This window comes from Mycobacterium saskatchewanense (assembly GCF_010729105.1).
Taxonomy (GTDB): Bacteria; Actinomycetota; Actinomycetes; order Mycobacteriales; family Mycobacteriaceae; genus Mycobacterium; species Mycobacterium saskatchewanense.
This window is the reverse complement of sequence record NZ_AP022573.1, coordinates 2,577,576-2,602,255: the sequence shown is the minus strand read 5'-3', so window position 1 is coordinate 2,602,255 and position 24,680 is coordinate 2,577,576. Positions and strand designations below refer to the sequence as shown.

The following is a 24,680-nucleotide window of genomic DNA, read 5'->3' as shown; positions in this document are numbered from 1 at the left end:
CGGGTCGCGCCGCCGGCGCGTCAAGGTGTCCCGGTCGCCTTCTGCCCCGAGGTTGCCGCCGTTGTCGTTCAGGCGCCCGGATCGCAGCCGTCCCGGCCATCTGGGCGACGGTGGGCGTCGTTTTGGCGACCACCAGGTCACCGACTATCCTGGTACGCAATCGTCGCCCGTTCGGCCCCGGCCATGCCGTGCGACACCGACCCGAAGCCCCGAGGAGTTAGGCCCCACCATGGCCGTACCCAAGCGCAGAATGTCGCGCGCGAACACCCGAAGCCGTCGCGCGCAGTGGAAGGCCACCCCGGCCGAGTTGGTCGGGGTCACGGTGGCCGGCCAGAAGCACAAGGTGCCGCGCAGGCTGCTCAAGGCGGCCCGCCTTGGTCTCATCGACCTCGACAAGCGCTAGGCGGGACCCCGCCGGCCGGCGGGAGAATCTGGGCGAATACCCGGCGCGCCTCTCAGGCCGCTCTCAGGCGCTGAGACGAAACTAGTGGCCGTGCGCATACTTGTCGTCGACGACGACCGCGCGGTGCGTGAGTCGCTGCGCCGGTCCCTCTCTTTCAACGGCTACGCGGTTGAATTGGCACACGACGGCGTCGAGGCCCTCGACAAGATCTCCAGCGACCGGCCGGACGCGCTCGTTTTGGACGTGATGATGCCCCGCCTGGACGGCCTCGAGGTCTGCCGGCAGCTCCGCAGCACCGGCGACGACCTGCCGATCCTGGTTCTCACCGCCCGTGACTCGGTCTCCGAGCGGGTCGCCGGGTTGGACGCCGGCGCCGACGACTACCTGCCGAAGCCGTTCGCGCTCGAAGAGCTGCTGGCGCGGATGCGCGCGCTGCTGCGCCGCACCAAGCCCGACGACGACGCCGAGTCGGTGGCGATGACGTTCTCCGACCTGACGCTGGACCCGGTGACCCGCGAGGTCACCCGCGGCCAGCGCCAGATCAGCCTGACCCGTACCGAGTTCTCCCTGCTCGAGATGTTGATCGCGAACCCGCGGCGCGTACTCACCCGCAGCCGCATCCTCGAAGAGGTCTGGGGATTCGACTTCCCCACCTCCGGCAACGCGCTGGAGGTGTACGTGGGTTACCTGCGCAGAAAGACGGAGGCCGACGGTGAGCCGCGGCTGATCCACACCGTGCGCGGCGTCGGCTACGTCCTGCGGGAGACACCGCCGTAATGATCCGGTTGGACCGGCGCCGGCGCACACCGCTGCGAGCCACCAGCTCGCTATCCCTACGGTGGCGGGTCATGCTGCTGGCGATGTCGATGGTGGCGATGGTCGTCGTGTTGATGGCCTTCGCCGTCTACGCGGTGATCGCCGCGGCCCTGTACAGCGACATCGACAACCAGCTGCAGAGCCGCGCGCAACTGCTGATCGCCAGCGGGTCGCTCGCCGCCGACCCGGGGAAGGCCATCGAGGGCACCGCCTACTCGGACGTCAACGCGATGCTGGTGAACCCCGGCCACTCGATCTACACCGCCCAGCAGCCCGGCCAGACGCTGCCCGTGGGGTCACCGGAACAGGCCGTGATCCGCGGCGAGCTGTTCATGTCGCGGCGCACCGCCTCGGATCAGCGGATCCTCGCGATCCACCTGCCCAACGGCTGCTCGCTGTTGATCTCCAAGAGCCTCAAGCCCACCGAGGCGGTGATGACCCGGCTGCGCTGGGTGCTGTTGATCGTCGGGGGCATCGGCGTGGCGGTCGCGGCGGTGGCGGGCGGCATGGTCACCAGGGCGGGCCTGCGACCCGTGGCCCGGTTGACCGAGGCCGCCGAACGCGTCGCGCGCACCGATGACCTGCGCCCGATTCCCGTATTCGGTAGCGACGAATTGGCTAGGCTCACAGAGGCTTTCAACTTGATGCTGCGCGCGCTGGCGGAGTCCCGCGAGCGGCAGGCCCGGCTGGTCACCGACGCGGGGCACGAGCTGCGGACGCCGTTGACGTCGCTGCGCACCAACGTGGAACTGCTGATGGCGTCGATGGAGCCCGGGGCCCCGCGGCTGCCGGAGCAGGAGATGGTTGACCTGCGCGCCGACGTGTTGGCCCAAATCGAGGAACTGTCCACGCTGGTCGGCGATCTGGTGGACCTCACCCGCGACGATGCCGGCCAGGTGGTGCACGAGACGGTCGACATGTCCGAGGTGGTCGATCGCGCCCTGGAACGAGTCAAGCGCCGCCGCAACGACATTCACTTCGACGTAGAGGCGATCCCGTGGCAGGTTTACGGTGATGCGGCCGGGCTTTCGCGCGCGGTGCTGAACCTGATGGACAACGCGGCCAAGTGGAGCCCGCCCGGCGGGCACGTAGGCATCAGGATGAGGCAGCTCGATCCGGCGCACGCCGAGCTGGTCGTTTCCGACCACGGCCCCGGGATCCCGCCGCACGAGCGCCGGCTGGTGTTCGAACGGTTCTATCGGTCGACGACGGCGCGGGCGATGCCCGGATCGGGCCTCGGGCTAGCCATCGTCAAGAAGGTGGTCCTCAACCACGGCGGCATGTTGCGCGTCGAGGACACGGTGCCGGGCGGCCAGCCCCCCGGGACGTCCATCTACGTGCTGCTGCCCGGCCGCCCGGTCCTGGACGCGGCGTACCGACCGCCCACCGCCGGCGCGCCGACGCCCGCGGCGGGCGGCAAGACCGATCCCGTGGTGCCGGTTTCTCGCGGCGCGGAGAACTCTCGGGAATCGGCGAACGTTGTCTCAGTGGACTCTCAGTCCGCGCAGGCAAGGTAGGTCTGCAGTTACTGTTGGAACCGAGCGAGTCGGCCCCCCGACGAGCCGTAATGTCGAAATAGAAAGAGCGACGTAGCGACATGACGAATGACCCGAGGTATTCGCCGCCGCCGCAGCAGCCGGGATACCGCGCGGCGCCGAACCAGGCCCACGGCCAGCCGGGGGCCCCGGCCTACCCTCAGGGGCAGCAGCCGTACAACCCGCAGTACGACTGGCGCTATCAGCCGTCGCAGTACCGGCAGCCGTACGAGCCTTACGACCAGTTCAGCGGCACCGGGCCGCGACGGAACCCCGGCGGAACCGGCGTTGGCCCCGTCTCGAGCGGCACGGGTCCCGGTCCGATTCCCGGTGGCCCCGGATCGATGACGGGCACGGGCCCGATCGGCATGCTCCCCCCGATGGCTCCGCCGCCTTCCCCCCAAAAGCGTTCTCGCGCAGGGCTTCTTACCGCGGGCGCGCTGGCTATCGCGGTGGTTTCGGCCGGTATCGGCGGTGTGGCCGCCACGGCCGTCGAGCTCGGCACACACACGGCCAGCAGCGGCCACGGGGTGATCCCGGGGGCCCCGAGCGTCCCGGCGGCCAACATGCCGCCGGGCAGCGTCGAACAGGTCGCGGCCAAGGTCGTGCCGAGCGTCGTGATGCTGGAGACGGATCTGGGCCGCCAGTCCGAGGAGGGGTCGGGCGTCGTCCTGTCGGCCGACGGGTTGATCCTCACCAACAACCATGTGGTCGCCGCCGCCGCCAAGCCCGGCGGCCCCCCTGGCGCCCCGGCCGGCCCGCCGCCCAAGACCACGGTCACCTTCTCCGACGGGCGCACCGCGCCCTTCACCGTGGTGGGCGCCGATCCCACCAGCGACATCGCCGTGATCCGGGTGCAGGGCGTCTCGGGCCTCACGCCGGTCTCCCTCGGCTCCTCTTCGGACCTGCGGGTGGGTCAGCCAGTCGTCGCGATCGGGTCGCCGCTCGGCCTGTCCGGCACGGTGACCACCGGCATCGTCAGCGCGCTGAACCGGCCGGTGTCCACCACCGGGGAGTCGGGCAACCAGAACACGGTGCTGGACGCGATCCAGACCGATGCCGCGATCAACCCCGGTAACTCCGGCGGTGCGCTGGTCAACATGAGCGGTCAGCTCGTGGGCGTGAACTCGGCGATCGCCACCCTGGGAGCCGATTCGCCGGACGCCCAGAGCGGCTCGATCGGCCTCGGGTTCGCGATCCCCGTCGACCAGGCCAAGCGCATCGCGGACGAGCTGATCAGCACCGGCAAGGCGACGCACGCCTCGCTCGGCGTGCAAGTGACCAATGACAAGGGCACCCCGGGCGCCAAGGTCGTCGACGTCGTGCCGAACGGCGCGGCCGCGGCCGCCGGCGTGCCCAAGGGCGTGGTCGTCACCAAGTGCGACGACCGCCCCATCAGCAGCGCCGACGCCTTGGTTGCCGCGGTGCGTTCGAAATCGCCCGGCGACAAGGTGACGCTGACCTTCCAGGATCCCGCTGGGGGTAATCGCACGGTGCCGGTGACGCTGGGGAAGGCGGATCAGTAGATGAGAGTGGACGAGCCGCTGGGTGAATCGTTGTCCGAGCTCGGATATACGGTGGCACCCATGGAAACGGGTGTGGAGTTGGTGGTCGGCCGGGCCCTGGTCGTGGTGGTCGATGACCGCACCGCGCACGGGGACGAGGACCATAGCGGGCCGCTGGTCACCGAGCTGCTGACCGAGGCGGGGTTCGTGGTCGACGGGGTGGTGGCGGTTTCCGCCGACGAGATCGAGATCCGCAACGCCTTGAACACCGCGGTGATCGGTGGGGTCGACCTGGTGGTATCCGTCGGGGGAACGGGGGTGACGCCCCGCGATGTCACGCCGGAGGCCACCCGCGAGATCCTGGACCGGGAGATCCTCGGCATCGCCGAAGCCATCCGGGCGTCCGGGCTGTCCGCGGGGATCATCGACGCGGGACTGTCGCGCGGCCTGGCCGGCGTGTCCGGCAGCACCTTGGTGGTGAACCTCGCCGGTTCTCGCTACGCCGTGCGCGACGGGATGGCCACGCTGAACCCGCTCGCCGCCCAGATCATCGGGCAGCTGTCGAGCCTGGAAATCTAGCCGGCCAAAAGCCCAGTCAGAGCGCTTCCGCGTCGGCGCGGGGCCCGTGCTCGGGTGGGGGCGTGGTAGTGACGGCCGCGCCGTGCTTGCCGGACGAGTCGCCATTGCCCTGCGCGAGCAGGTCGCGGATTTCCTTGAGCAAGACAATCTGGGCGTCGTCGGCCTGCTCGACCTCACCCCGCTTCCGCAGGGTGTTGTACGGGAGCACGACGAAGAAGTACACAACGAAGGCCACCAGGAAGAAGTTGATTGCGGCCGACAGCAGGATGTTCAGGTCGATGGTCTGACCGCCGCCGACGCTGATTTTGAGGATGCCGACGTCCGACTGTTGTTTGACGCCAACCCGATTGATCAACGGCGCGATGATGCTGTCGGTGAACTTGGTGACCAGCGCGGTGAACGCGGTACCGATGACGACCGCGACGGCCAGGTCGACGATGTTGCCGCGGGACAGAAACTCTTTAAATCCTTTGAACATTCCGAATGTCCTTTCTGGACTGGGCAGAGTTTGCTGCAGATCCGGTGCTCGACGGCGGTCAGGTACTCAGTGCAGGGTCAGGGTGACCTTCTGTCCCAACGCCGAGCCTGCCACCGTGTTCGCCACGCGAGCCGGCAGCGCAACTAAGACTACGCGGTCGTCGTCCGCGGCCTGGGTCTTCTGCTTGGCCGACACGAGCACCACCACCGCGTCGGTCGCGACCACCTTGCTGGCGGCGGGCGCGCTTCCGGGCGCATCGGTGGCCGGTGCGGCCAGCACGTCCACCACGTCGCCGGCGCGGACCAGGTCGATCAGGGCGCCGTCCGCCAGGTGGAGCGGCACGATGCGCGCGCCGGACCCCACCGCGGCCTCCGCGAGCCGGCTGCCCAGCAACCGGACATCGGTGAGCACCTCGCCGCGCCGCGTGGGACCGGCCAGCAGTGCGCCGACGACGGCCCCCACGTTTGCCTGCGAGCCATCGGGAACGGTTGGCGCCAAACGCCTTTCGAGCCGAACATCGTCGGCCGTCAACGTGGCACCCGGGCGCAGGTCGCGCGCGGCGACCACCACCTCTTCGTAATCGCCGGCCGGATTCGAACGCAGCGCTGCCACGCCGGCCAGCACGACCAGGCCGCCGGCGGCGAGCCTGCGCGCCAGGACGGTCCGGGCCCAGTCCGGATGCACCCACATCGACAGCCGGCGCAATACCGTTGGATTAAGCGACGACTCGCCCACGCCGCAACGCTAAGGGCCGCCGCGGCCAGAGGAGCGCCGGCTGGGACGGCCGCTGTGGATAACCGCTAGGTGGCGGCCGCCGCCTTGGACGGGGCGGAGGACGTCGCCGGTGTGGAGCTGCCGGACTTACTCTCGCCCGACCCGGACTTCTCGGTCGACCCGGACTTCTCGCTCGACGTGGAACCGCTCGCCGAGTCGCTCCCGGAGCCGTTGGACGAGCTCTTCGCCTTGGCGGACTCGCGGCTGTCGGTGCGGTAGAACCCGCTGCCCTTGAACACGATGCCGACGGAGTTGAAGCGCTTGCGCAGGCGGCCGGCGCAACGCTCGCAGGTGGTCAGCGCGTCGTCGCTGAAAGCCTGCACGATGTCGAAGCGGTCGCCGCACTCGGTGCACTCGTAGGTATACGTGGGCACAAAAACCTCCGGATGATCTGAACCCTGGTTAGCACTCTAACGTCTCAAGTGCTAGAACCGCCACGTGACTTGTGGCATTCCCCGTCGTGTCCGGCGGGAAACAGCGGGACGAGCCCGCCGCGCGGGGTAAGGGCATGGGTCATCCGCACGTCGTGCGGCTCGGCGGGCAGCTCCTCGAGTAACTCGTCGTCACGCACGACCGCGATGAGCCGGGTGTGCGGGCCGCGCGCGCCGAGCGAACGGTCGTAGAAGCCGCTGCCGCGGCCCAGTCGGACGCCGGCGCGGTCGACGGCCAGCGTCGGTACCAGCACCAGCGCGGCGTCGGCCAGCGCCGACGGTGGCAGGACTGGCTCCGGCGGCTCGAGCAGCCCCCACCGCGCGCGGGTGAGCCTGCCGGGCCGGTACTCACCCCAGTGCAGCGGCAGCGGGGTGTCGTCCGCGGCGGTGCGGGCGACGGGTAGCAGCACCCGGACCGAACGCCGCAGCAACATGTCCAGCATCTCTGGGGACCCGGGCTCGGTGCCCACCGGCACGTAGGCGCATACGGTGCTGCCGCCGCTCACCGCCACCCCGAGGTGATCGATGAGCAGGCGCGCCTCGGCGGCCCGCTCTTCCGCGGCAACGCCACGCCGGGACGCGAGCAGCCGCGCGCGTAGCTCCGCCTTGCCGAGGGTCGCCATGGTCTCAACCATGTCAGCCGGGACTTTCCCGCCGCCACATCGGGCGGTAAAGCCGACGGCGGTTATCGTGTGAACAATGTCATGCCCAAACGTCGGGGTCCCGCGTACGGCCGTCGTGCCCGCGGCCGGACTCGGTACGCGCTTCCTGCCCGCGACGAAGACGGTGCCCAAGGAGTTGCTGCCGGTCGTCGACACTCCCGGCATCGAGCTGGTCGCCGCCGAGGCCGCCGAGGCGGGCGCCGAACGGCTCGTGATCATCACCTCCGAGGGCAAGGACGGCGTCGTCGCCCACTTCGTCCAAGACCTGCTGCTGGAGAGCACGCTCGAGGAGCGCGGCAAGAAGGCGATGCTCGACAAGGTCCGGCGGGCGCCCGGACTGATCAAGGTCGAGTCCGTCGTGCAGTTCGAGCCCCTCGGGCTGGGCCACGCGATCGGGTGCGTCGAGCCCAGGCTGTGCGATGACGAGGACGCCATCGCGGTGTTGTTGCCCGACGACCTGGTGCTCCCCACCGGTGTGCTCGAGACGATGTCCAAGGTGCGGGCACACTACGGCGGCACGGTGTTGTGCGCCATCGAGGTCGCCCCCGACGAAATCAGCGCCTACGGGGTCTTCGACGTCGAACCGATTCCCGGTGATGACAACCCGGATGTGCTGAAGGTCAAGGGCATGGTCGAGAAGCCCAAGGCCGAGGACGCCCCGTCGCTGTACGCCGCCGCGGGCCGCTACGTGCTCGACCGCGCGGTGTTCGACGCGCTGCGCCGTATCGACCGCGGGGCCGGCGGCGAGATTCAGCTCACCGACGCGATCGCGCTGCTCATTTCCGAGGGCCACCCGGTGCACGTCGTCGTGCACCACGGATCTCGACACGACCTGGGAAATCCCGGCGGCTACCTCAAGGCTGCGGTTGACTTTGCATTGGATCGTGACGACTACGGCCCGGACCTGCGGCGGTGGCTGGTGGCGCGATTGGGCCTGATCGAGCGCTAGCCGAACGTCGACTTCGGGCCGCCCGGGTAGGGCAGAGAGGCGCGCTGTGCGTTCGGTGGAGGAGCAACAGACCCGGATAACGGCGGCCGCGGTGGCCCCGCGGCCGATTCGCGTGGCGATCGCCGAGGCGCAGGGATTGATGTGCGCCGAGGAAGTGGTGACCGAACGGCCGATGCCCGGTTTCGACCAGGCCGCGATCGACGGCTACGCCGTCCGCAGCGTCGACGTGCTCGGGATCGGGGAGGTGGCCACCGACGGGCTCGTCGAGCCGTCCGACGACGCCCCCGGGGGCGACGACCGGCGCAACGGGTTGGTGCTACCCGTGATGGGAACCATCGAGGCCGGGGCCCGCACGCCCAGCCGGTTGCAGCCCCGCCAGGCCGTCCGGGTGCAGACCGGCGCGCCGCTGCCCACGCTGGCCGACGCGGTCCTGCCGTTGCGATGGACGGATGGCGGCACGAAGCAGGTGCGGATCTACCGCGGCGCCCCGTCGGGCGCGTACGTGCGGCGGGCCGGGGACGACGTCCAGCCCGGCGACGTCGCCGTGCGCGCCGGAACGGTGGTCGGCGCAGCGCAGGTGGGCCTTCTCGCGGCCGTCGGGCGGGAACGGGTATTGGTGCATCCGCGCCCCCGGCTGACGGTCATGGCGGTGGGCGGCGAGCTCGTCGACATCTCCCGCACCCCGGGTAACGGCCAGGTGTACGACGTCAACACTTACGCCCTGGCCGCCGCCGGCCGCGACGCCGGTGCCGAGGTCAACCGCATCGGCATCGTCAGCAACGACCCGGCCGAGCTGCGCGAGGTGGTCGAGGGCCAGATCAACCGCGCGGAAGTATTGGTGATCGCGGGCGGCGTCGGGGGCGCGGCCGCCGAGGCGGTGCGGTCGGTGCTCTCCGAGCTCGGCGAGATGGAGGTCGTCCGGGTCGCCATGCACCCGGGTTCGGTGCAGGGGTTCGGGCAGCTCGGCCGCGAGGGCGTCCCGACGTTTCTGTTGCCGGCCAACCCGGTGAGCGCCCTGGTGGTGTTCGAGGTGATGGTCCGGCCGCTGATCCGGCTCTCGCTGGGCAAGCGCCAGCCGATGCGCCGCGTCATCCAGGCCCGCACGCTGTCGCCGATCACGTCGGTCGCCGGGCGCAAGGGATATCTGCGGGGCCAGCTGATGCGTGACCAGGACACCGGCGAGTACCTGGTGCAGGCGCTCGGCGGCGGTCCCGGCGCGTCGTCTCACCTGCTGGCGACCCTTGCCGAGGCGAACTGCCTGGTCATCGTGCCCAGCGGCGCCGAGCAGATCCGCACCGGCGAGATCGTCGACGTCGCGTTCCTGGCCCAACGCGGCTGACCGACCGTGATCCTGTTGCGCTCCAACGCCCGCCACCCGGGGTGGCCGACGAACGCCGGGCCGCTGCGGGTGCCGGCCGGCGTGGTCCGGTTGAGGCCGGTCCGGATGCGTGACGGCGCGCAGTGGAGCCGGATCCGGCTGGCCGACCGCGCGCATCTGGAGCCGTGGGAGCCGAGCGCGGAGGGCGACTGGACGATCCGGCACGCCGTCGCCGCCTGGCCCGCGCTATGTTCGGGCCTGCGGTCGGAGGCCCGCAAGGGCCGCATGCTGCCGTACGTCATCGAGCTCAACGGGCGGTTCTGCGGCCAGCTCACCATCGGCAACGTCACCCACGGGGCCTTGCGGTCGGCGTGGATCGGCTACTGGGTGCCGAAGTCGGCGACCGGAGGCGGGGTGGCGACCGCCGCGCTGGCGCTGGGTCTGGACCATTGCTTCGGGCCGGTCATGCTGCACCGCGTCGAGGCCACCGTGCGCCCCGAGAACGCGCCGAGCCGGGCCGTGCTGGCGAAGGTGGGTTTTCGCCGCGAGGGCCTGTTGCTGCGCTACCTCGAGGTCGACCGTGCCTGGCGCGATCACCTGCTGATGGCGATCACCGTCGAGGAAGTCCAGGGTTCGGTCGCGTCGACGCTGGTCCGGGCCGGTCACGCCAGCTGGGCGTGACGGGCCATCGCCGCCGCGCGGATCGGCCGTCCGGTGGTTGTCGGCGCCGTTTGTGGCTAGCGCGACACGAGTGACGAGTGGTGCTTGTGAGAGGCAAATTACAGGTGTGTAATTGTGCTGGTCACACGACCCGGCCGCGCCGGCCACCCAACGGCCCCGCGGGGATCTGGACCAGTAAAGGAGCAGGTCACCATGCCAAGCATCCCGCAGTCGTTGTTGTGGATCTCGCTTGTGGTGCTATGGCTGTTCGTCTTGGTCCCGATGCTCATCAGCAAGCGCGACGCCGTGCGGCGCACCAGTGACGTGGCGTTGGCGACCCGGGTCCTCAACGGCGGCGCCGGATCCCGGTTGATCAAGCGCAGCGGTCCGGCCGCCGGGCACCGCAGCGACCCCAACTGGAAGCCGGAGGAAGAGCCGGCCGACGACGAATTCGCCGACGCCGAGACGCAGGACCTGCGCGCCGAGACCCAGACCGCCGAGCGGACCCCCGTGGTCGTGCCGATGGCGGTCGCCGAGGACACCGGGCCCGACTACCTCGACGTCGACGTCGTCGAGGATTCGGCGGCCCTGCCCGCGGGGGCCAGCGCAGCCGCGGCCGAGCCCGCCCTGGTCGCCGTCGACGGGGAGGCTCAGGACGCCGCCGACCACGAGGCCGAGGTTGCGGAGGGCGACGAGTACGAGTACGTCGAGGACTCCTCCGGCCTGGAGCCCGAGGCAGACGCCGACGAGCATGACGAGGACGACGCAGCGTGGGCCAACGTCGCGCCCCGTTCGCGGCGGCGCCGCTTCGACACGAAGAAGGCCGCGGCGATCAGCGCCCGCAAGTACGCCTTCCGCAAGCGGGTGCTGATGGTGATGGCGGTCGTGCTGATCGGCTCCGCCACCGCGGCGTTCGAGCTGACGCCCAGCGCCTGGTGGGTGTGTGGCGTCGCGACCGGCGTGACCGTGCTCTACCTGGCCTACCTGCGCCGGCAGACCCGCATCGAGGAGAAGGTGCGTCGCCGGCGCATGCAGCGGATGGCCCGCGCGCGGCTCGGCGTGGAGAACACGTACGACCGCGAGTACGACGTGGTCCCGTCTCGGCTGCGGCGTCCCGGCGCGGTGGTGCTGGAGATCGACGACGAGGACCCGATCTTCGAGCACCTGGAAAACGGGACGCCAATGCGGGCCTACGGCTGGCCGCGTGACTTGCCCCGGGCCGTCGGTCAGTAGTGCCGCGGTTCGGCGGTTGGCGCGGCGGCTGGTAGCCTGCTAGCGATCAGGGGCTATGGCGCAGTTGGTAGCGCGACTCGTTCGCATCGAGTAGGTCAGGGGTTCGAATCCCCTTAGCTCCACCAAAACGGGTTCTTTCAAACCCTTGACCAGAGAAAAAGAATCAGTCGACGTTGTACCCGCTAAACACGCGCTCAAGTGCGCAGGCTTTGTGTTCTCCTGCGTAAGAATACTGCTGGTCAGGTTGGGTTGATTGCTTTGCTGCTTGTGGGTACTTGCGGTTCGCGCGGCGACGTGGTGCTGGGCGGCGGCGGCCATTTCATCACTGAACAGGGTCTTGAATGGCTCAGCGAGGTTGAAGTTGATGTCTTCCTCGGACACCTCTATGCGCGAAAATAACGCCTGATTGAGTAGCCGGCGCTCTTGTGGTCCCGCCTGCACATAGGCCTCGTAGGCGTGGGTTGCGTAATCGAGGGCTTTCCGAAGGCATGTTTCGAGCTTGTCGAACTCAATATCGGCTGCGCCAAGGCGTGCATCGATGTCTGCCAACTGGCGCGCGATCCGGTCTTGCTCAGCCTTGAGAAGATCGAGCGGTACAGCACTGGCATAGTGCGCTTGCAAGAGTCGGGCCCGTTCGTTGGTCAATCGCTCTTTCTGCGTTTTCAGATGATGGCTTTCCCTCTGCGCCTGTTGGCGTAGCGACGAGAACTCGTCAAGCAGTGTGGCTTCGATCTCGTCACGGAGCTTTGGATCAAGCTGGTGCCCGAGGTAGTGCTCCTCGATCCGCTCTTCAACGATCGAGATCAGCATGGCTCGCTGTATGCAGTCAGTTCGTTTCTGGTGGCGCCCAATGCAAATGAAGTACGGATATACCGCACCGTGCCGGTTCTTGGGGTTGGTGATGGTCAGCCGACTACCGCATTTCCCGCAAAAAATACTGGATTTGAGGTAATGCGGGTGTTCACGTTGTTTCTCGCCCGTCGCGTGCGATGTGAGGACGTCTTGGACACGCTCCCAGGTGATTTCATCGACGAGGGGCTGGTGGCGACCGGGATAGCGAACGCCGCGGTACGTGACTTCACCTTTGTAGTACGGGGTGGTCAGTATTTTATGGAGAGAGTTCCACCTGATGGGCCGAGCTGGTGACCGTGGTGTCGCGCGGGTTCGTAGTCCGCGTCGCTCGAGTTCGGCGGTCATTTGTTTCAGCGTCCAGTCGCCCGTGGCATACGCCGTGAAGGCCCAGGTGATTAGGTCCGCGCGTTCAGGGTCGACATCGACGGTTCGGACTTCTCTGCCCTCTTCATTCACTATGCGGACATTCCGATAGCCGAGCGGCACCTTGCCCGGTGTGCCGCCAGTCTTGGCCTTCTGCTCCATGCCCTTGACGACTTCATTGGCGAGGTTGCGACTGTAGAACTCGGCGATTGAGCTCATGATGCCGTGGAGCAACATTCCTGATGGCGTCTCGTCAATGCTCTCGGTTGCCGACACAAGCTTCGCTCCGGCGTTCTGGATCAACACGTGAATTTGCGCATCATCAAGCCGATTACGGGCCAGGCGGTCGACCTTGTGAACGATCACGTAGTTGACAGGGTGGTCTTTGATGTACGCAAGCATCCGTTGTAGCTCAGGCCTGGTGTCCGCTGACTTTGCCGACTCGCCCCGCTCAACGAACTCCTCCACTACCAAAGCATCTAGGGATTCCGCCTTGCGACGGTTCGCTTCAAGCTGTGCGGGCAGTGAGTAACCCTCAGGGTCACCGTCGCGTTGTACCTGTTCCTTCGTCGAGACGCGGGCGTAGGACACGGCAACCTTCGGTGTCGCAGCGAAAGCAGAATCCGTGCGGGCCGGTGTCGTTGTCTCAGGGCTCATGCGGGCTCTCCTTTGTCGAATTAGCTTCGTGTCCATAGTGATTCCTGCACCACGGGCAGTTCTCGGTATCGGCTTCGCTGTGTCGGTCGCCTGTGCTGTGGCTGTAGGCGTGCAGGATCTCGGCGAAATGGTGCTCAATATGCCGGATCACCGCATCGGGCAGGTGCGTGTATTTGGCATGCAAGTAGGTGCCGAGGGTTGGCAGGTCCGTAGCGGTCAACCAACCGACCGTGGTGAACAGCTCCATGGCGTTGATGCCCAATACATTGCCGATCGCGATCAAACTCTCCGCATGCGGCTTGGCGATCTTGCCTTGCTCAATTCTCCACACTGTTCCGACGTCGACATTGGCGCGGCGCGCAACTTCATTCACGCTAAGCTGCAGCTCTGTGCGCTGTTTCGTGAGTAGGTTGATCAATTTTACGGTTTGTTCCGGTGTCATGAGAATGGCGTCCCCTTGTACCATTAATTGTACAACGGAATATTGATTAAAATCAATACAAATACGCCATCTTAGAATGGCGGAATGCATCAATTCATAAACATCTATTTCTTTTCTGAAATGGACGTGCTGCAGTCTTCCTCGGGTGTGTTTGTCACAGGTTGGTGCGAAAGATCCAGACGCCGCCCATCGAGTCGTCGACCGTGGCGATGTCACCGGACAGCTCCATGTCGCGGGCGATGGCCGCAAAGTCGATGCGGACGTAATCACGAAGATGCTTGGGGAGTTTGTCGATTTCGGCTTCATAGCCGAGGTCGTCGGCCATCTGCTCGACGTAGTCCTCGACTGAGTCGTAGTGGCCGAGGTAGTCCTCGCGGAAGCTGTCGAAGTTTTCGGGCGGGCGGTCGAAGATGCTGAGCCACGCCGAAAAGCCGTAGCCGTGCTCACGGATGGCTTTGGCGATGCGGGAGACCATTTCGATCGAGTCATATTCACGGACGCGCCAGCTGCCGAATTGTTCGTAGTCGTGGATGGCCCACTCTTCGGCGTTTGGTTCGCGGGAGCTGTCCAAAATATCGTTGATGTCGGCCTGGATCTCCCAGTCCTCGCGGGCGGCGTCAATCCACTTGCCGTGCACGACGCCGTTGTTGTAGTCGGCCAGACTGGCGACGTAGATGGTCGGGGACGGCTTGGGTTCGGCCTCATGATGCGTCTCAGCCTCTGGCTGAGGCATGGGTTGTGTTGATTCGTGGTGGGTTTCATTCATTCTCACCTCCTCTCTTGTTCGGTTGGGTTGTGTGGGGCCGGTCGGGAAGCAGAGAGCCTGGATGGCTCGATCTGCTCCCCGCCGGCCCCGTGGTGCGCCGTGGGAGTCACGGACGCCCGTGTCCGATGGGCACGGTCAGGTTTCCGATGGGGTGTCGCCTCCCTTCGTGGTCCGGCGGGGCCGGGCTGCGCTGGGTGTCTGGTCGCCGCCGTCGGCGAACAGTGTGGCGATGGCCTGCTGGCGGGCTGCCGCCTCGCGCTCAATTTCGGCGCGGGCTTCGGCTGCCTTGCTGGCCAAGTCCGGATCGTTCTTCGCGCGGGCGACGTGCTCGGCGATGGCGATCTGGATTTCATCGGTGATGGTGCCGTCACGCAGCTGGGCGATGAAGCTCAGCTGGGCGTGAACATCGGGCTTGAGTTTGATGCCAAGGGTTTTGACGCCTCGGGTCAACTCATCGGGTGTGGACATTGCGACCTCCTCGGTGCGCTGCGGCCGGTAAACGCTTGCTGCGCTTACGGTGACGGCCGCATGACACCGACGAGGCAGCAGCGGGCTCATGCGGCTGCCCTTTCGGGTGGGCGTGTGGAAGGTGCGGTGCGGGCCTGAGCGATGCGGGTCCGGGCGGCGGTAGCGAACTGCGGGTTGAGTTCGATGCCCAGCCAGTCGCGGCCGATCTTCTCGGCGGCCACGGCGCTGGTGCCGCTGCCCATGAACGGATCGAGGACCAAGCCCGGTTCACGGCCCGTCTGGCACAGGCACGTCGGAGTGAGCGCCGCGCGGGTCGCAGTGCCACCCAAGGCGCGAATGACCGTTCGCTGCCATGGCAGGCGGCAGCGAGTGCAGCGTGCTTCAGGGCAGCCGGCGGCGATCATGCGCTCGGCCAGTGTCAGTGGATAGATGGCGTGGTGCGTGCTGCGGTAGCCGCCGGGTGCGATGGTCCAGACGTCGCCGGGGTTCTTGCCGAGTGGATGGCCCACTCTGCCCGTCGCTTTGAGTGCGGCGAGGCCTGTCACGGTGTCGCTATTGGGCCCGCGCCAGGATTCCTTGCGCACCGGGCGACTGCTCCCCTTGACCGCACTGCGGGTGGATACGTGCGGCACGCGGATGGCGTCGAGATCGAAGAAGTACTGTGACTGCCTCGCCAGCACGTAGACGACTTCGTAGGCCGTGTTGAGCCGATCGGGAATGCTGGTGGGCATGGGGTTCGGCTTCGCCCAGACGATCTTGTTGCGGATGATCCACCCGTCCGCTTGCAGCCGTAGTGCCAGTCGTTCGGGAGCCATTAGCAGACTCTTGCGTGGGCCGCCTTGCGACGGGTGCACCGAGTAGGTGTCGCCGACGTTGAGCCAGTAGGTGCCAGTCGTCACGAGCACACGAGCGACCTGCCTACTGATCGCGGCCAGGTTCTCCACCCAGTGATCGACATGGCGCTCCAAGCCGATCTGACCGGCTGCGCCGTAGTCGCGCAGCGAGTAGTACGGCGGCGACGTTATGACGCAGTCGACGGACGCGTCCGGTAGTGCTGACAACTTCGTGAGCGCATCCCCGATGACGATCCGGTTGCGCGGCAACGTGGTCGAGGCACTCATCGCTGGCCTCCCCGTTCGATCAGAAGCAGCAACTGCTCGGGGTCGACGATGCGGAACAGTGCGTTCGGCAGACGCGGGTCGGCTTCGATAGCCTCTGCGAGTGCCTGGCGTCGTCGTGCGGCGTTTGCCGGATCGGAATGGGTCATCGACCAAATCACGACGGGGAAGCTGCCATGGCGGTCCTGCTCGATGCCGGTCCGGCGGTAGGCCTCATACTCACGGCACTTGTGGAGCAGTGTCGGGATGTGCTCGGTGCCGCGGTCGATCTCAATGAACCAGGCGTGCGCAAGTTCGTCGTCGGTCGCGGTTGCGGCGAACAGGTCGGGCTTCAGCGTGCGGCGAGCGGATCCGAGTCCGGTGTAGGTGCGCCAGGTGGCCGGTTCGACGGCGCTATCGATCAGTTGAAGCGTCTGGTCGCGATCCGCCGTGATGAGCGCGACGTGGGCGTCAGCCACGGCCAGCCGATGACCGAGGAACCGTGCGGATGGGTCGTAGCGCAACCGGGCACCACGCCGGACAGGACGTTCCAACAGTCGATCGCCCGCGACACCGACGTGATAGATCAGTCCTTGCGAGCCGGATCGGACGCCGCCAATGCGGCGGTCGATGACGTCGAGCACGCGCAGCCCGCGCAGCCGGGCCAGGACGCGCCGGGTGATGCGGCTTCTGGCATCGGGGGCGATGGCGTCGAAGTGCAGGGCTTCGATGTGGCGGACGGTCAGGAACTGATGCTGATCGACCGACGCCAGGATGGCCCGGTCACGGTCGGATAGACGATTGTTGATGAGGTCGATGCCGGATGCAGAGATGCGTTGGTCTGTGGGCGCATTGGCGGGCGTGGTGGTGCCCCGTGGGGCACCACTATTCCCTGACGGTATCGACGGGGATTGGCCGTCTACCGGCGACGACGGAAGCGGATTGGTCGACGCGACCGGACCAGCGACCGGACCACCGTGCTCGCCCCAATTCTGCTGCCGCGGATCGTTATTCATGACCGGCTCCTGCGGCGCGGGGCGCCGATATCGCCAATGTCCTCGCCTGCGCCAGCGCCCTCGACGAGCGTGGTGAAGCTGGCTTCGATGTCGGCGATCGGTTGGCCGTAGCGTTCGCGGCTGAGTTTTCGAATCGCGGCGGGACTGCTCAATGGCGCGGGGGTGGGTTTGGTGACGCCGGAGGCCCATGGCTGCACGGCGTTGTCGCGGACGAGGCTGGCGTAGACGTGGTGCGCCGGCAGTTTGGTGAAGTCCTCGATGGTGAGCACTGATTGGCCGGCGGTCATCTCCTTGGCGTCCCCGGCCTGCAGTTGGAAGCAGACGCGGGAGCGGGCGTTGTTTCTAAAGGCGTCGAGCATGGCCGCTGGCAGTTGCTTCTCGTATTGGTGTGCCAAATGGAAACCCGCGCCGAGGCTGCGCGCGGTCGCCAGCGCGTCGCCAAGATCGGTTGGCAGGCGCAGGTAGTCCTGGACCTCGTCGATGTAGACCATGACCGGCTCGCGGGCGTTCTCCGGCGTACCGGCGCGTTCGCGGATGGCCTGCCAGAGTTCGGCCACGACCAGCGCGCCGAGCAGCTGCGCGTTCTCCGGCCCGATGACGCCCTTTTGGAGCGGCACCAGCAGCACCTTCTTTTCGCGTAGGACTTGGCGGACGTTGAACTTCGGATGCTGCTGGGCCAGTATGTCTCTGAGCGGTTTGCTCAGCAGCGGCCGCAGCTTGTTACTGAGCGGCGCGATCGTGGTAGCGGTGGCCTCGGGGGAGAGACTGTCGAACCATTGCCAAAACGGTCCGGCGGCAAACGGATCGGTTTGCATGACGCCGCGTGTGAGGCGGCGACGGAAGCCCGGATTGGTGAGCAGCAACGGCAACATGACCAGGCTTGCGTCGTCGCGGCGAGCGAGCAGGTCCAGGCAGTTGCGCAGGATGTCCGACGATCGGGGGCCGAGGCTGTCACCCCAGATCGCTTTGAAGGTGCCAAACAGACTGTCTGCAAACACCTCTGGTGAGCGCCCGTGCCGGTGACTGGCGTCGAGCGGATTGATACCGACAGGTGCCTGGTCGAACGGGTCGAGCACGACGACGTCCTCTCGCCGCTTCTCTGGGATGCGCGCCAATAGGTCGGCGATCAGGTCCTTGGGTTCGATCACCACGATGGGGCGGTTGGCGTCGAGGTCCTGCAGGATCAGGTTCAGCAGTAGTGTCGACTTACCGACCCCGTTCGGGCCGATGACCCAGGTGTGGCGCATGGCGTCGATCGGGTCGTAGCCGATAGTGCCGCCAGCGCCTGGCGCGGAGGCTTCGGCGACGACGCGGGTACCGGATTGCGCCGGAGGCGTTGGACGGACGGGTCGCGGATGGAGTGGCGGCTGTCCAGGGAACTGCTCGTCTTGGTTGGCGATGGGCCAACCGGACATGCGGGCGATCTCGGTGACGGTCAGACGCTGGGCAGGTGTGAACGCCGACCATGATGCACGCGGGGTGTTGATGCGGTGGGACTTCTCGTTTCTGAGCGTGACCCGTACATCGGGTGACTCGGCCGTGCCCATGGCCGCAGCTAGACCGAGTACCAGCGAGCGGCGGCGTTCTGCCGTGGCTGCGTGGACGCCGAGGCGGACGGCGGCGGTGATCGCGTGCTGGCCGAGCTTGTGGGCCAGGGCTTGCCGTGCACCAGGGCGTGTATCTGTCGCGACGCCGTGCAGCAGTTTGGAGACGACCTTCTGGTTGTCCCGCTTGGGTTCTGGTGGTGGGGTTTTCGGGTGCTGGCGCGGTCCGAGCACGATCTGGATCGTGAGGCGCTCACCCTTCCCCACGGCGGTCAGGGCGTGCAGGATGGAGCGATGTGATGCCACCGCGTCGACAGGCTCAAGCTGTCGGGCGTTGGTGCTCAGGTGGATTCGGCGCGCGACCTTGACGGACTCGCGGTCGGTAGACGCGAAACTGGTGACGATTGATCCATCAACCAGTTGCTCGACGGCACGGCGGACGGCCGCTTGGTGCCGGAGCTGACTGCCGACCAGGTATTCCACGCCGGTCACGTCGGCGCGCGCTTCCAGGATGAGTTGCGGGGCGTGGGTTTGCGCTGCCCAGTGGCGCAGCAGTCCAAGGGCTATCGCCTCAGGGACGTTGTGCAGAAAATGCAGCTGCAGCCAGACCAGCGAACCCGCCGACACGGTGGCATCACCGGAGTTAGGCATCAATGATCTCCTCGTTATCGGTGCCGTGGTGTGATGCGGGAGCGTGCGCTGTCACGGCGGCGAGGGCTTCGGCCTCTGCTTGGGCATCGCGCAGTGCCATGGCGATGACCGCACGGGAGAGTTTGCGCAGATCTGGTGGGTCGCGGCGCACGCTGCGCACGATGATCTTTCGTTCTGGTTTCGGTGTGCCGCGTGAACCGCGGCGATGGTTGGTTCTTCCTGTTTTAGACATAGGTGTCCTCCATTAAGAATTAGTTGCTAATTGATTTCGGCTATTGAATTCGGTCAATGCCTGAGCCGTATTATCTATTGAATTGAATCAATAGTCAATACGTTTATGTTGTCGCGCAACAACTTTGACAATCTGTCAATAGGGGTCAAGTTGCCATTTTTTACCACCTATTTCGCCATGTAGAAATTACAACGAAGACGCCTATGACGAACGCAATGAGCGCTCCGATGCCGATAATGACGATGAGTGTCGGCAGGATCGATTGGATGAGTTGCACGGCGCAGTAGAGCGCGATCACACCCAGCAGTGCGCCGAAGCACCAGCCGATGATCTTGTCCATCCACTTGCTCGGTTCCTGGCTCACGTCGCCTGCCCGCTCCGCAATTCTGCGAGTAGTCCGTGGTCGAATCCGGCAGTGACGCAACCGGTCACGAAGCGCCGCTGGTCGAACGGAAAGCGGTGCGCAAAGGCTTGGACGTATGCCTGCCCGGTGAGATCGGCGTGCAGCAGCCGCCACACCAGCGAGCCCGACCGGTGGCCGGCCTTCTCCAACTCGCCGAGGTGCCAGAGCGAGAGCTCCAGCTCGTCGACGAGCCCGAAGTCGAGGCGACGTCTTATGTGGTTGACGTCGTGCCAGAAGCGCAGCGCCCCATTGACACTGGGCGGGTTGTAGATGGCGTCGTCGCTGTTCTCACTGGAGATCGGTAGCGGCTCCCCGGTCGCCGCGCTGTGGGCGTAAGCCTTGGTGAGCGCCGGAAAAGTGCTCGGCGCGTCCTGGATCAGCATGTAGCCGAATCCCACCTGTTCGGCGGTGCGGGCGGCGGCGTCCTCGATGAATGCGGACAGCACGTCGGCTGCATCGAGAAGATCGTCGCCAACGCGGGGGCGAAGGTCGTTCAGAAGAGTCATGCGGAAAGCTCCTTCCTGTGAGGGGATTCGGTGGGGTGGGCGGCGCTGCCCGTCGTGGATGACGGACTGCGGTAGTGGTTGAGTCCGTCGAAGACCGCATGTGCTGCCTCGCCTGGTGGCGTGGACGGTGTGAGCCGGGTGACGGCCACGTACGGGTCGTCCACCAACACGCTTGGCGGGATCGCGCCCAGCACGACGGCGTGCACGTAGCCGGGAAACGCTCGCAGCCGGGTCAGGACGGTGCTCGGGTTCTGGTCGGTGAGCAGGAGGTCGGAGAACACCACGAGCGCTACGTCGCCGCGCTGCTGGCTGGCCTGCGTTTCGACGTAGTCCAGTGGTGGGCCGAGTTCACTGGATAGCCCCATGCCGTGAGACAGCCGCTGCAGTCCGCGGGTGATCGTCCGCAGTCCGTTGCGTGTAAGCGGTTGGGGTGCAACGAAACCGGCCGAGCCCCGGTCGAAGGGCACCAGCGCCACCCGGTCACGACGGCAGCGGCAGGCTGCGGCGACGTGGCGGATCGCCAGCGCCGCTTCGGCGTGCCGCCGCGACAGCGGATCGTTGCCGCCACTGCCGGTGACGCCGGCCGACTCATCGAGCACGACGAACGTCGTCGTGCCGCCCGCCGAACACGACCCCGGCGGTGCCAAGTTGATCGCCACCTCGACCGGATCGGGGGAGGCCGCCGCCTTCGGCTCCGCGCGGTGGTCGCCGGGCCCGAGGCTGCGAGGGTCGAGTAACCGCGATGCGTTCACGGCAGCGGGTACCGGCGAGAGCGCCTCGCGCAGGGCGGTATTCATGCCGACCTCGCGCGGCGCAGCGGCGACTCCGGGCGCTTGGTCGCGGGACCGTGCCCGACGACATCGGGGCTGGCCTGCAGGGCGCGGTACTTCTCCGCATCCAGATGCGCGGCAGCGGCCAGACCGCGGTGGGTGTGCTCGGTGATCAGCGAATCACCCTCGAAGCCGGCCTTTTCCGACTTTCCGATCAGTTTCAGCGTGCCCAGCCGTCGGTGGCGGCGATCAGCCCTGTGGGCGTCGTGCTGCGCGGACTCGACAACGTCGGCGACGGCATCGGCGTGGTACCAGCTGTTGATGAAGCTGGCCATCGCGATGGCGGCGGCCAGCGCGCCGAACGTCAGCCCGGACAGCGAGCCCTCGACGGTGGTGCGCAGCGCGAACACTCCGACCGAGACGAACAACGCGATCAACGCGGCGATGACCATGACTACAGCGCGCAGCCGGTTCGATCCCGTCGCCCCAGAGAACAGGTGCCGGTACGGTTCGAGTTTGTCGGGGATATCGTCGAGCTTGCGTTCGGCGGCCTGCTGCAGGTGACGCAACTGGGAAGCGGCCAGCCCAGCTGTCACGGTGGCGGTGCCCGCTGAGATTGCCTGGGTGATCGCCAAGGCGGGGATCTCGCCGAGCGCGATCGCCGCACCCGATAGTCCGGCGATGTCGCCGATCAGCAGCGCCCCGGTGCGTGCCAGGTAGCCGATCGACGAGGTGGACTTGCGCCGCACGTACGGGCCGAGAACGTCGCGGATGTGCTCGTGGCGTTCGGACGCTCGGTCCGCCGCGAGCTTGGCCCGCTCGACCGAGGCCTTCATGTGCGTGGCCGCGTAGCCGACAGACTTGGCGACAGCGGTCTGGCCGCGGGCCTGTACCTCGCCCTCGGCGGCGAACAGGTGCTGCTGTTCCAGCCCGCGGGCGTCGTGCTCCAGTTCCAAGTAGGTCTCGGCGATGGTGTCCGGGCGGGCGGTCGCCGAGGCGCTCTCGACCGGGATCAACCGGACACCTTCGGGCCGGGACGCTCCACTGTGTGGGGGGGCGTGGTCGGGAAATGTCTTGCGGGCGAGGTTGAGGATGCTGGCCATGTCAGGCACCCGCCGCGTCGGTCACGACCGTGCAGGTGGCCTGGGTGCGCTGGCAGACCGCGGTGTGGAAGGCCTTCAACGCCGCCACGTACGGGGTCGGCAGCAGCGAGCCGTCGGCCTGGCGGCCGATCCCGATCAGCCGCACCTGTGCCCCGGTCAAGTCGGGCACCGCGAACGTGCCCGCCAGCTCGGTGGCCTGCTGCTCAGTCAGTGCCGGGTCTTCGAGGTCCTGCCCGGCCGTCTGGATGCCGTCGGTCAGGATTGTCTCCTCGAGACGAAACTTCCCCGCGGCAGACAGTTGCGTCAGGTATTCGGCGCCGGGCTGCAGTTGACCGACGACATCGGTGGCACCATCGGGAAGCTGTGCCTGGGCGCTAGGCAGTGCGCTGTTGATCTGACCCATGACGTCGTCAAGAAGTGTGGGAGCCTTACGAAGTCGCGCGTTTTCGGTCGCCCCGTCCAGCTTTAGATCACCATCAAAGACAGGCACCGCGACCGTCGAGCCTGCGAACAGCACGACGCGCAAGTGACCGCCGCAAATCGCGGTGCGTTCGGCGACGTCGCGGATAACATTCTGCTGCGCGGGCTCGCTCGTCAGTCCCAAGCGGCTGGCTGACCCGTCGCTTGCGACATAGGCAGCGGTCTTGCTGCCGTCGGTCGGGCACGACGCCGCCACCTGCTCGGCGTGGCCCAGGCTTCCGGCGGTCGGCGGGCTGCCGCATCCGGCGAGAATGCAGACAATCGCCGCGCTGGCGACCGACTGCCGTGAGATCTGATGAAAGCTGTTGTAAGACATGCTTGTTTACCTCCGGTCATCGATGGACTTGAGTGAATCGGGATGATCGACCGGGGTTGACCCCATTTCTGACGTCGCTGTCAGTGGCCGAACGTTTGAGACGGTGGCGGTGCCAGCCATGAGCTGTGCGCATGCCGTGGCGCTACGACGATTCGCCGCCAGACACCGTCCGGCGCCGGTGATGAAATGTGAACTGGCGAGGTCGAATTCCCACCAGATTGGGTGTTGAGAAGCCATGCCTATATCAATTACCGGCAGCGCGCCGTTGAATGAATCCCGATGAGGGAGCCCTATAGGCCCGGAATCAGCGAAATGAGCCGTCCCGGTGAGTCCGGAGACTGCATTCGTTGAATCACCCTGCCTTTGGTGGGGTGCGTTTGTGATCGTAGTAGAGCGTCTCGACGGCCTCGGGAGTGAAGTCGTCGAGGTACTCGTGGGGGCGTTCGGTGTTGAACCAGACCACCCATTCAGCGGTCGCCAGCTCGACCTGGTTGACGTCGCGCCACGGGCCTTGCCGGCGGATAAGTTCGTTCTTGAACGAGCCGACGGTGGTCTCGGCCAGCGCATTGTCCAGCGCATCGCCAACCGAGCCGACGGAGGGATCCACGCCCTCATCGATGAGCCGCTGGGTGAAGGCCACCGAGGTGTATTGACTGCCCGCGTCGCTGTGCGCAATCAGCCCGTGCAGACTGGTGGTGCCGTCCTGGGCGCGAGTGAAGAACGCATGCTCGATAGCGTCGAGGACCAGATCGGTGGTCATGGATCTGGCGGCCCGCCAGCCTAGGATCCGGCGGCTGTAGGCGTCGATGACGAATGCGACGTAGACGAATCCCATCCAGGTCGACACATACGTAAAGTCGGCCACCCACAACCGATTTGGCGCCGCGGCATAAAAGCGGCGGTCCACCAGATCCGGGTATCGCCGATGAGTGTCGTCGGCGATGGTGGTCTTGTGCTTGGATCCGTACCGCGCGCCCTCCCAACCGTTCTCGCGCATGATCCGCTCCACCGTGCACCGGGCGACATCGTGACCCTGGCTGCGTAGCCAGATCCACAACTTGCGTGACCCCAGCGTCTGGACGAACTTGCCCTTTTCTTGTCTTCCCGCGCCGCGGTGATGATCTCGACCAGCTCGGCGTCATGGATCTGCCGTCGTGTCGGGGTCTTGTTGATCCACTCGTAGTAGGTCGACGGGCTGATCGGCACGCCATGCTCAGACAGCACCGCACACATGGGCTCGACACCCCAGCGCAGCCCGGCCCCGCCGTTGGGGCCGGCCACCTGGTGGTCCTTGTGTTCGGCGATGAACCGGATCACCGTCTCCCGGGCCGGTCGAGCTCGGCCCCGAAGAAAATCGCCGCTGCTTTCAAGATCTCGTTGGCCCGGCGCAGCTCGGCAATCTCCTTGCGCAGCGCCTTGTTCTCCTCGGCCATCGCGGAGGTCACACCCGGCCGCTGGCCGGTATCGACCTCCGAGCGGCGGATCCAGGTCCGCAACGTCTCCGGTGTGCCGATCCCCAACATGCCCGTGACCGCCGTGATCGCCGCCCACTGCGACGGGTACTGCGGGCGCACCTCAGCGACCATGCGCACCGCACGTTCACGAAGCTCGTCGGGGTACTTGCTGACACGTCCCATAACCCAGATCCTCCCAAGATCGGGAGTCTCCGGA

27 protein-coding genes, 1 tRNA gene and 2 pseudogenes are annotated in these 24,680 nt (G+C 66.7%); 12 read left to right on the top strand and 18 right to left on the bottom strand.

What is annotated here, in order from left to right:
• The first annotated feature begins 229 nt into the window (after positions 1-229).
• The 5 genes from rpmF (at position 230) to G6N56_RS11990 (ending at position 4,838) form a co-directional block, all read left to right on the top strand.
• Positions 230-403: a 50S ribosomal protein L32 gene (gene rpmF, locus G6N56_RS12010; protein WP_085256070.1), complete on the top strand. Its 174-nt coding sequence runs from the start codon at positions 230-232 to the stop codon at positions 401-403.
• A gap of 90 nt (positions 404-493) precedes the next feature.
• Complete coding sequence (gene mprA, locus G6N56_RS12005; protein ID WP_085256097.1) at positions 494-1,180, top strand: two-component system response regulator MprA; 687 nt, start codon at positions 494-496, stop codon at positions 1,178-1,180.
• Positions 1,180-2,736 (top strand): HAMP domain-containing sensor histidine kinase, encoded by a 1,557-nt coding sequence (locus G6N56_RS12000; protein WP_085256071.1) that lies wholly within the window; start codon positions 1,180-1,182, stop codon positions 2,734-2,736. The genes mprA and G6N56_RS12000 overlap by 1 nt, the downstream gene beginning before the upstream one ends.
• A gap of 80 nt (positions 2,737-2,816) precedes the next feature.
• Complete coding sequence (locus tag G6N56_RS11995; protein ID WP_085256072.1) at positions 2,817-4,280, top strand: trypsin-like peptidase domain-containing protein; 1,464 nt, start codon at positions 2,817-2,819, stop codon at positions 4,278-4,280.
• Positions 4,281-4,838, top strand: coding sequence for a MogA/MoaB family molybdenum cofactor biosynthesis protein (locus tag G6N56_RS11990; protein ID WP_085256073.1), 558 nt, complete (start codon positions 4,281-4,283; stop codon positions 4,836-4,838).
• 16 nt (positions 4,839-4,854) lie between these two features.
• On the opposite strand, the gene mscL is transcribed toward G6N56_RS11990, so the two are convergent.
• From mscL to G6N56_RS11970, 4 genes are all read right to left on the bottom strand, one after another.
• Complete coding sequence (gene mscL, locus G6N56_RS11985; RefSeq protein WP_085256074.1) at positions 4,855-5,316, bottom strand: large-conductance mechanosensitive channel protein MscL; 462 nt, start codon at positions 5,314-5,316, stop codon at positions 4,855-4,857.
• Positions 5,317-5,382: 66 nt separating this feature from the next.
• On the bottom strand, positions 5,383-6,051 hold the full coding sequence (locus G6N56_RS11980; RefSeq protein ID WP_085256075.1) for an SAF domain-containing protein: 669 nt from the start codon (positions 6,049-6,051) through the stop codon (positions 5,383-5,385).
• A gap of 65 nt (positions 6,052-6,116) precedes the next feature.
• Positions 6,117-6,464 (bottom strand): FmdB family zinc ribbon protein, encoded by a 348-nt coding sequence (locus G6N56_RS11975; RefSeq protein WP_085256076.1) that lies wholly within the window; start codon positions 6,462-6,464, stop codon positions 6,117-6,119.
• 44 nt (positions 6,465-6,508) lie between these two features.
• On the bottom strand, positions 6,509-7,144 hold the full coding sequence (locus tag G6N56_RS11970) for a 5-formyltetrahydrofolate cyclo-ligase (RefSeq protein WP_085256098.1): 636 nt from the start codon (positions 7,142-7,144) through the stop codon (positions 6,509-6,511).
• 76 nt (positions 7,145-7,220) lie between these two features.
• On the opposite strand from G6N56_RS11970, the gene G6N56_RS11965 reads away from it, so the two are divergent.
• The 7 genes from G6N56_RS11965 (at position 7,221) to G6N56_RS11935 (ending at position 12,042) form a co-directional block, all read left to right on the top strand.
• Positions 7,221-8,132: a UTP--glucose-1-phosphate uridylyltransferase gene (locus tag G6N56_RS11965; RefSeq protein WP_085256077.1), complete on the top strand. Its 912-nt coding sequence runs from the start codon at positions 7,221-7,223 to the stop codon at positions 8,130-8,132.
• 46 nt (positions 8,133-8,178) lie between these two features.
• On the top strand, positions 8,179-9,471 hold the full coding sequence (gene glp / locus G6N56_RS11960) for a molybdotransferase-like divisome protein Glp (RefSeq protein ID WP_085256078.1): 1,293 nt from the start codon (positions 8,179-8,181) through the stop codon (positions 9,469-9,471).
• 6 nt (positions 9,472-9,477) lie between these two features.
• Entirely contained in the window at positions 9,478-10,131 is a 654-nt protein-coding gene (locus tag G6N56_RS11955; protein ID WP_085256079.1) for a GNAT family N-acetyltransferase, read from the top strand.
• A 192-nt stretch (positions 10,132-10,323) separates the two neighbouring features.
• Complete coding sequence (gene sepX, locus G6N56_RS11950) at positions 10,324-11,343, top strand: divisome protein SepX/GlpR (RefSeq protein ID WP_085256080.1); 1,020 nt, start codon at positions 10,324-10,326, stop codon at positions 11,341-11,343.
• A gap of 49 nt (positions 11,344-11,392) precedes the next feature.
• A tRNA-Ala gene (locus G6N56_RS11945) sits at positions 11,393-11,468 on the top strand.
• Between the two features lie 124 nt (positions 11,469-11,592).
• Entirely contained in the window at positions 11,593-11,742 is a 150-nt protein-coding gene (locus tag G6N56_RS11940; RefSeq protein WP_163645114.1) for a hypothetical protein, read from the top strand.
• A gap of 57 nt (positions 11,743-11,799) precedes the next feature.
• Positions 11,800-12,042: a hypothetical protein gene (locus G6N56_RS11935; RefSeq protein WP_163645113.1), complete on the top strand. Its 243-nt coding sequence runs from the start codon at positions 11,800-11,802 to the stop codon at positions 12,040-12,042.
• Between the two features lie 129 nt (positions 12,043-12,171).
• Here the strand turns inward: G6N56_RS11935 and G6N56_RS29770 are convergent.
• The 14 genes and pseudogenes from G6N56_RS29770 to G6N56_RS11860 all read right to left on the bottom strand — a co-directional run.
• Positions 12,172-13,215 (bottom strand): annotated as a pseudogene (locus tag G6N56_RS29770) (recombinase family protein); the annotation flags it as partial.
• On the bottom strand, positions 13,205-13,747 hold the full coding sequence (locus G6N56_RS11920) for a helix-turn-helix domain-containing protein (RefSeq protein WP_232069279.1): 543 nt from the start codon (positions 13,745-13,747) through the stop codon (positions 13,205-13,207). The gene G6N56_RS11920 and the pseudogene G6N56_RS29770, both read right to left, overlap by 11 nt.
• A gap of 64 nt (positions 13,748-13,811) precedes the next feature.
• A complete protein-coding gene (locus G6N56_RS11915; protein WP_232069278.1) occupies positions 13,812-14,390 on the bottom strand; it encodes an antirestriction protein ArdA in 579 nt (192 codons plus the stop codon).
• A gap of 168 nt (positions 14,391-14,558) precedes the next feature.
• Positions 14,559-14,891 (bottom strand): hypothetical protein, encoded by a 333-nt coding sequence (locus tag G6N56_RS11910; RefSeq protein ID WP_085256579.1) that lies wholly within the window; start codon positions 14,889-14,891, stop codon positions 14,559-14,561.
• 86 nt (positions 14,892-14,977) lie between these two features.
• Positions 14,978-16,012 carry a DNA-methyltransferase gene (locus G6N56_RS11905; protein WP_085256580.1) on the bottom strand — a complete coding sequence of 345 codons (1,035 nt, stop codon included), beginning with the start codon at positions 16,010-16,012 and terminating at the stop codon, positions 14,978-14,980.
• Positions 16,009-17,004 carry a replication-relaxation family protein gene (locus tag G6N56_RS11900; RefSeq protein ID WP_085256581.1) on the bottom strand — a complete coding sequence of 332 codons (996 nt, stop codon included), beginning with the start codon at positions 17,002-17,004 and terminating at the stop codon, positions 16,009-16,011. The genes G6N56_RS11905 and G6N56_RS11900 overlap by 4 nt, the downstream gene beginning before the upstream one ends.
• Complete coding sequence (locus G6N56_RS11895; protein ID WP_085256582.1) at positions 17,001-19,199, bottom strand: type IV secretory system conjugative DNA transfer family protein; 2,199 nt, start codon at positions 19,197-19,199, stop codon at positions 17,001-17,003. The genes G6N56_RS11900 and G6N56_RS11895 overlap by 4 nt, the downstream gene beginning before the upstream one ends.
• Positions 19,192-19,431 (bottom strand): hypothetical protein, encoded by a 240-nt coding sequence (locus tag G6N56_RS11890; RefSeq protein ID WP_085256583.1) that lies wholly within the window; start codon positions 19,429-19,431, stop codon positions 19,192-19,194. The genes G6N56_RS11895 and G6N56_RS11890 overlap by 8 nt, the downstream gene beginning before the upstream one ends.
• Positions 19,432-19,591: 160 nt before the next feature.
• Positions 19,592-19,795 carry a hypothetical protein gene (locus G6N56_RS11885; protein ID WP_085256584.1) on the bottom strand — a complete coding sequence of 68 codons (204 nt, stop codon included), beginning with the start codon at positions 19,793-19,795 and terminating at the stop codon, positions 19,592-19,594.
• Entirely contained in the window at positions 19,792-20,340 is a 549-nt protein-coding gene (locus tag G6N56_RS11880; RefSeq protein WP_085256585.1) for a hypothetical protein, read from the bottom strand. The genes G6N56_RS11885 and G6N56_RS11880 overlap by 4 nt, the downstream gene beginning before the upstream one ends.
• On the bottom strand, positions 20,337-21,137 hold the full coding sequence (locus tag G6N56_RS11875) for a vWA domain-containing protein (protein WP_085256586.1): 801 nt from the start codon (positions 21,135-21,137) through the stop codon (positions 20,337-20,339). Before G6N56_RS11875 ends, G6N56_RS11880 begins: the two co-directional genes overlap by 4 nt.
• Positions 21,134-22,213, bottom strand: coding sequence for a hypothetical protein (locus G6N56_RS11870; RefSeq protein ID WP_085256587.1), 1,080 nt, complete (start codon positions 22,211-22,213; stop codon positions 21,134-21,136). The genes G6N56_RS11875 and G6N56_RS11870 overlap by 4 nt, the downstream gene beginning before the upstream one ends.
• Position 22,214: 1 nt before the next feature.
• Complete coding sequence (locus tag G6N56_RS11865; RefSeq protein ID WP_085256588.1) at positions 22,215-23,009, bottom strand: hypothetical protein; 795 nt, start codon at positions 23,007-23,009, stop codon at positions 22,215-22,217.
• A gap of 352 nt (positions 23,010-23,361) precedes the next feature.
• A pseudogene (locus tag G6N56_RS11860) lies at positions 23,362-24,646 on the bottom strand (IS3 family transposase).
• Positions 24,647-24,680 lie beyond the last annotated feature (34 nt).